At 72.8% G+C, this 5,686-nt stretch carries 5 protein-coding genes; 2 read left to right on the top strand and 3 right to left on the bottom strand.

Annotated elements, in window-relative coordinates; all coding sequences use genetic code 11:
• Nucleotides 1-100: 100 nt before the first annotated feature.
• Nucleotides 101-703, bottom strand: a complete 603-nt coding sequence (locus AB0I53_RS36645; protein ID WP_358613373.1) for a TetR family transcriptional regulator — start codon at nt 701-703, stop codon at nt 101-103.
• Nucleotides 704-794: 91 nt separating this feature from the next.
• On the opposite strand from AB0I53_RS36645, the gene AB0I53_RS36640 reads away from it, so the two are divergent.
• On the top strand, nt 795-1,565 hold the full coding sequence (locus AB0I53_RS36640) for an SDR family NAD(P)-dependent oxidoreductase (RefSeq protein WP_358613371.1): 771 nt from the start codon (nt 795-797) through the stop codon (nt 1,563-1,565).
• A gap of 285 nt (nt 1,566-1,850) precedes the next feature.
• On the opposite strand, the gene AB0I53_RS36635 is transcribed toward AB0I53_RS36640, so the two are convergent.
• A complete protein-coding gene (locus AB0I53_RS36635) occupies nt 1,851-3,188 on the bottom strand; it encodes a carboxyl transferase domain-containing protein (RefSeq protein WP_358613369.1) in 1,338 nt (445 codons plus the stop codon).
• Nucleotides 3,181-4,629 (bottom strand): acyl-CoA synthetase, encoded by a 1,449-nt coding sequence (locus AB0I53_RS36630; RefSeq protein WP_358613384.1) that lies wholly within the window; start codon nt 4,627-4,629, stop codon nt 3,181-3,183. The genes AB0I53_RS36635 and AB0I53_RS36630 overlap by 8 nt, the downstream gene beginning before the upstream one ends.
• Before the next feature lie 193 nt (nt 4,630-4,822).
• On the opposite strand from AB0I53_RS36630, the gene AB0I53_RS36625 reads away from it, so the two are divergent.
• The gene (locus AB0I53_RS36625) at nt 4,823-5,548 is read left to right on the top strand and encodes a FadR/GntR family transcriptional regulator (protein WP_358613382.1); all 726 of its coding nucleotides are present in this window, start codon (nt 4,823-4,825) and stop codon (nt 5,546-5,548) included.
• Nucleotides 5,549-5,686 lie beyond the last annotated feature (138 nt).

Genomic DNA, 5,686 nt, shown 5'->3' with positions numbered 1-5,686 from the left:
TTCATGATGTCGGGGATCCCACAGCGAGAAGACCGCGGTGACTCCCGCAGGGGGGCCGCCACCCGCACCGCCACGCAGGACGAGTTTGGAAACAGCCTCTCTAGCGGCCGAGACCGGCAGTGAGCTCGCGCATGCAGCGGACGGCGAGCTCCGCCGCCGACCCGGCGCCGTCCGCCGGGGCGTCGCTCGCCGCCCACGCCTCGACGGCCACCCGGATGGCGGTCGTGGCCGCCGCGGCCGTCAAGCGGATCTGCAGGTCGTCGGCGGCACCGGCGCGTTCGGCGAGTAGCGGCACGAGCCGCTGCTCCGACTCCTGGTTGACGCTCGCCCACACCGCCAGCAGCGCGGGATCGTTGGCGGCCGCGCGCAGCAGGCCCCGCGTCCACCCGAAGGACTCGACGTCCCCGTCGTCGCGGACGGCCAAGGCACTTTCGGCCGCCTGCTCCAACGCGTCCGGCAGGGAGATGTCGCGTGGCGTGGCCGCCAGCAGGTCCTGCCAGCTACCGGCACCGAAGGCCAGCAACGGCGCGACGGAATCCTGCTTGGTGCGGAAGTAGCGGTAGAAGGTGCGCAGGCTCACCCCGGCGCGCTCGGCAATGGCCTCCGCCGTCGTGCCGTCGGAGCCGCGCTCGGCGAACAGCGCGGCGGCAGCACGGGCGATTTCCAGCTGGGTGGCGGCCTTGCGGCGTTCGGTGAGGTTCACGTCCCCATTTTAGGAATAAGACACCCATATGGCATGTTGTGCCACATAGACACGTTGTGTCGATACCGTGCAAGAGGGAAGGGGAAGCCCAATGGAGCGCTTCGAGGGACGTCGCATCCTGATCACCGGGGCCGGTTCGGGCATCGGGCAGGCCACGGTGCACCGGGTCCTCGCCGAGGGCGGCCGGGTCGTCGGGTTCGACCGCAGCGAGCAGGGCCTGGCAGCCACCACCGCCGAGGCCGTCGAGAACGGCACCGCCGACCGGCTGAGCACCGCCGTGGTGGACATCGCCGACGAGGACGCCGTGCGCGCGGGCGTGGCCGACGCCGTGGCGACACTCGGCGGGCTCGACGTGCTGGTGAACGCGGCGGGCATCCTGCGGTCGTCGCACACGCACGAGACCACGCTGGACTTCTGGAACACGATCCTGTCGGTCAACCTGACCGGCACGTTCCTGATGACCCGCGAGGCGCTGCCCGCGCTGCTGGAGTCCGGACGCGGTGTCGTGGTCAACTTCAGCTCGACCTCGGCGAGCTTCGCGCATCCCTACATGGCCGCCTACGCGGCCTCCAAGGGCGGCATCCAGTCGTTCACCCACGCACTGGCCAGCGAATACGCCAAGCAGGGCCTGCGCGCGGTCGCCGTGGCACCCGGCTCGATCAGCAGCGGCATGACCACCGGCCGCGGCCCGGGCCTGCCGGAGGATGCCGACATGAGCCTGTTCGCGAAGCTCCTCCCCGCCATCGGGCAGGGCATGGCGGGACCGGAGACGGTCGCGGGCGTGGTGGCGATGCTGGCCTCCGACGACGGAGCGTTCGTCACCGGCACCGAACTGCGCATCGACGGCGGCACCCACATGTAGGGGCTGTTTCCAGACTCGTTTTGCGTCCCGGTGCGGATAGCGGAACCTCAGACGTCGCCTGGCTGTGGGATCCCCGACTTACGTATGACCCAACGCGGCATCGGGGCTGTCCTCGCCAGACGACGTCTGAGAACCCGCGGCGGTGCAAGCTGCATAGGTGGGCTAAGCGGCTACGCCGCTTCAAAGAACAAAACCCGCCCTACCGCACCCAACTTCCCCACATCCAAAACAGCCTCTATGGCCACCGGAGTCGAGCTGATGTCCACCGCGAGTTCGCGGTGGACATCACCGCGCGATGCCCTGGACGAAGCCCAGATCCAGCAGGTCCTGGGGGCGCAGCCGCAGGTGGTCGGCAAGGTCCGGCGCGTCGGCCGGATCGCGCTTGAGGATCGCCGCGCTGGATTCGGGCGCGATGACCGCGAAGTAGGCGTCCGAGGTGATCCAGGTCCGCTCCGGCGCGGCCAGCGCCAGCGCGCCGCCCGAGCCGCCCTCCCCGATGACCAGGGTGGTGATCGGCACCCGAGCGTCGGCGACCGCGGCGAACACCTCCGCGATGGCCGGCCCGACACCGCCGCGCTCGGCCGCCGCGTCGTTGGCCGCGCCCGGGGTGTCCACCAGCGTCAGCACCGGGACGCCGAGCTGGTCGGCGAGCCGGATCAGCCGGGCCGCGGTGCGGAACCCGGCGGGCGTGTTCGCGGTTCCCGTCTGGGCGGCGAACGCGACCGTGCGCCCGTCGTGGTCGCCGAAGCCGCAGATCATCCCGCCGTCCCGGCCGCCGGCGCGGTCACCGCTGACCTCGAAGCGCCGGGTGAAGTAGGCGTCCAGGTACGCACCGGCGCGAGGCCGGTCCGCCGAACGCGCCCGCTGCACGGCGTCCCAGCCCGTGGCGGGCGGGTCTCCGGCGGCAAGCGACGCCGGGACCGGGGCCGGTTCCGGCGGGCGCACCAGCCGCTGCGGATGCAGCAGCGACACCAGATCCGCCAGCGCACCGGGCAGTTCCGCGTCGTCGATGACCTGGTCCACCTGGCCGTCGGCCAGCTTGCCCTCGGCGTTGAACGCCTCGCCGGTTTCGGCCGCGCCGCGCACCCGGCTGCCGCCGAAGGCGACCGCCGCGCCGGGCGAAGCCAGCACGACGTCGGCCGCCGCCGCCAGCGCCACCCACATGCCGCCGGTGGTCGGATCGCGCAGCACCGCGACGTGCGGGATCCGGTCCTGGCGGGCCAGCAGGCAGGCCCGCGCGATCTCCTGCAACTGGCGCAGGGCGCAGATCCCTTCCTGCATCCGGCTGCCGCCGGAGGCGACCAGCGAGATCACCGGCAGCCGCAGCTCGCGGGCCTGCTCGAAGGCCGCGACGATGCGCGCCCCGGCCGCCTCGCCGACCGAGCCGCCGAGGAAGGCGAAGTCGAAGACGACGAGCACCGCCTGCCGCTGCCCGACCCAGCCCCGCCCGCACAGGACCGACTCCTCCGAGCCGGTCCGCGCGGTCGCGCGGGCGCGCTGCTCGTCGTAGCCGGGCCAGCCCAGCGGGCCGTCCGCGGCCGGCGGCCCGGCCGGGGGCTCGAACTCCTCGAACCCCCGGCTGACCGACTCGACGAGCGCGCGAGCCGCGGTGTGCTCAGCCATGCTGCAGCGCCTTCTTCTGCACCTTGCCCATCTCGTTGCGCGGCAACGCGTCCAGGAACCGCACCTCGCGCGGCCGCTTGTGCGGGGTGAGCAGGCGGGCGACGTGGTCGACCAGCTCCTGCTCGGCGGGCTCCTGGCCGGGCGCGCGCACGATCCAGGCGATGATCCGCTCGCCCAGATCGGTGTCGGGCTCGCCGGTGACCGCGACCTCGGCGACCGCCGGGTGCTCCAGCAGGCAGTTCTCGATCTCGCCCGCGCCGATCTTGTAGCCGCCGCTCTTGATGATGTCGGTGGCCTTGCGGCCGACGATCCGGATGTAGCCGTCCGGCGCGCGGGTGGCCACGTCGCCGGTGCGGAACCAGCCGTCCGCGAACGCCGCCTCCGTAGCGTCCGGCCGGTTGAGGTAGCCGCTGAACAGGTTCGAGCCGCGCACCAGGATCTCGCCGACGGTCTCGTCGTCGCTGGCGGTGATCTCGCCGCCCTGCTCGTCGACGAGCTTCAGCTCGACCCCGGCGAACGGGCGCCCCACGTAGCCAGGCCGCCGGTCGCCGTCGGCCCGCACACCGCAGTTCATGATCGTCTCGCTCATGCCGTAGCGCTCGACGACCCGCTGCCCGGTCAGCCGCTCGATGCGCTCGTGCTCCACCGCCGGCAGCGCCGCGGAACCGGAGACCAGCAGCCGGGCCTTGCCGACCGCCTGCCCGATCTGCGGGTCGCGCTCGGCGTCCTCGGCCAGCCGGTGGTACATGGTCGGCACGCCGAACATCATCGTCGCGGGCCCGGCGAGCTTCTCGGCCGCGGCGGCGGACGAGAACTTGCCCAGGTGGTGGACCGTGCCGCCCAGCCGCACCGGGCCGAGCGTGCCGAGGATCAGCCCGTGCACGTGGAACAGCGGCAGGGCGTGCACCAGCACGTCGCGCTCGGTCCACTCCCAGGCTTCCGCCAGCGCGTCGAGGTTGGCGCGGATCGCACGGCGCGGCAGCACGACGCCCTTCGGCGGCCCGGTGGTGCCCGAGGTGTAGACGATCAGCGCGGGATCGTCGTCGCCGGCCTCCGGCGGCAGCTCTCCGCCGCGCACGCTCAGGTCGACCTCGTGCACCGGCACGTCGCCGAGGCCTTCCGGCCGCTGGAAGCCGGGCGGCGCGAACAGGAGTTCCGGCTCGCTGTCGCCGAGGATGTGCGCGAGCTCCCGCTCCCCCACCTTCGGGTTGATCGGCACCACCGCGACGCCCGCGCTCAGCCCGCCGATGACCGCCGCGCAGGTCTCCAGCGACGCGGTCGCCCAGACCGCGACCCGCTTCGCCGTCCCGACACGCTCCGCGATCCCGGCGGCCACCGCCGCGAGCTCCCGGTAGTTCAGCGCCTTCGCGCCGAAGCGCAACGCTTCCTTCTCGTCGGGCTTCCGCAACTTGGGGAACAGCACCTGCGCCGCGCCGGCCATGACCACCTCCACGCTCGTCAATGTCCCGCCCGCGAACCCGCGATGCCCGGCGAGCCGGCAGTGGTCCACTGGCTCGACCACTTTTGCTCCGTTTCGGACACCGCGTCAAGGGAGTGTGGCAAAATTGGCTCATCCACTCGGCCAAATGGTCAGTGTTAGCCTGATCACCATCCGTCCGGCCTGGAGGAACCCGGTGTCCGAAGCCCTGCGACCGCTCGCCCGCCCGCGCCTGTACGAGCAGGTGGTGCAGCGGCTGCGGGAGCACGTGGCGGATTCCGGCCTGCGCGTCGGCGACCGGCTGCCGCCCGAGCGGGAGCTCGCGGAGCGCCTCGGCGTCAGCCGCGCATCGGTCAAGCAGGCGATCGTGGTGCTCGAGGTGCAGGGCCTCGTCGAGGTGCGTCACGGCGGCGGCAGCTACCTGCGCCGCGAGTCGCTGGACGCGGAACCGGTCGCCGAGCTCGTGGCGCGCAAGCGCCGCCTGCCGGACGTCCTGGAAGCGCGCGAAGCGCTGGAGACCAAGCTCGCGGAGCTGGCCGCGCAGCGGCGCACCGACGCCGACCTCGCGGAGATCGACGCGGCGCTGGCGGACATGCGCCGCGAGATCGCCGAAGGCGGACTCGGCAGCGAGGGCGACCGCCGGTTCCACGCGGCGATCACCGCCGCCGCGCACAGCTCACTGCTGGCCGACTTCATGCGCACGATCGCGGTCGAGATCGCCGAGAGCCGCCAGGAGTCGCTGCGCCAGCCCAACCGGCCGGGCAAGTCGCTGACCCAGCACGAACGCATCGCCGAAGCGATCCGGGCGGGCAACCCGCGCGCGGCGGTCACGGCCATGCGCCGCCACCTCCAAACGGTGAGCCGGGTCCGCCTCCTCTCCTGGGATCCCGACGCCGACCCCACCCGCTCCGGCGAGGCGTGAACGGGGCATCCCGGCCCCGAACAACCGGGCGCGGGCGCCCAACCTGGGCGTGCACCCCAGATCAGAGGACGGTGGCGCAATTTCCCGTGGATAGGGGGGGTACCCCGGTGGAGGGGGATGGGACCGGGGCTGGGGGAG

The sequence above is a fragment of the Saccharopolyspora sp. NPDC050389 genome, assembly GCF_040655595.1.
Lineage (GTDB): Bacteria > Actinomycetota > Actinomycetes > Mycobacteriales > Pseudonocardiaceae > Saccharopolyspora.
Note: the sequence above shows the minus strand (reverse complement) of the source record. Positions and strands in the feature narration are given on the sequence as shown.

What these genes read in the sequence shown, in the direction of transcription:
- AB0I53_RS36640 (WP_358613371.1), top strand. Translation starts at nt 795, where the DNA reads ATGGAGCGCTTCGAGGGACGTCGCATCCTGATCACCGGGGCCGGTTCG.
- AB0I53_RS36635 (WP_358613369.1), bottom strand. Translation starts at nt 3,188, where the DNA reads ATGGCTGAGCACACCGCGGCTCGCGCGCTCGTCGAGTCGGTCAGCCGG.
- AB0I53_RS36630 (WP_358613384.1), bottom strand. Translation starts at nt 4,629, where the DNA reads ATGGCCGGCGCGGCGCAGGTGCTGTTCCCCAAGTTGCGGAAGCCCGAC.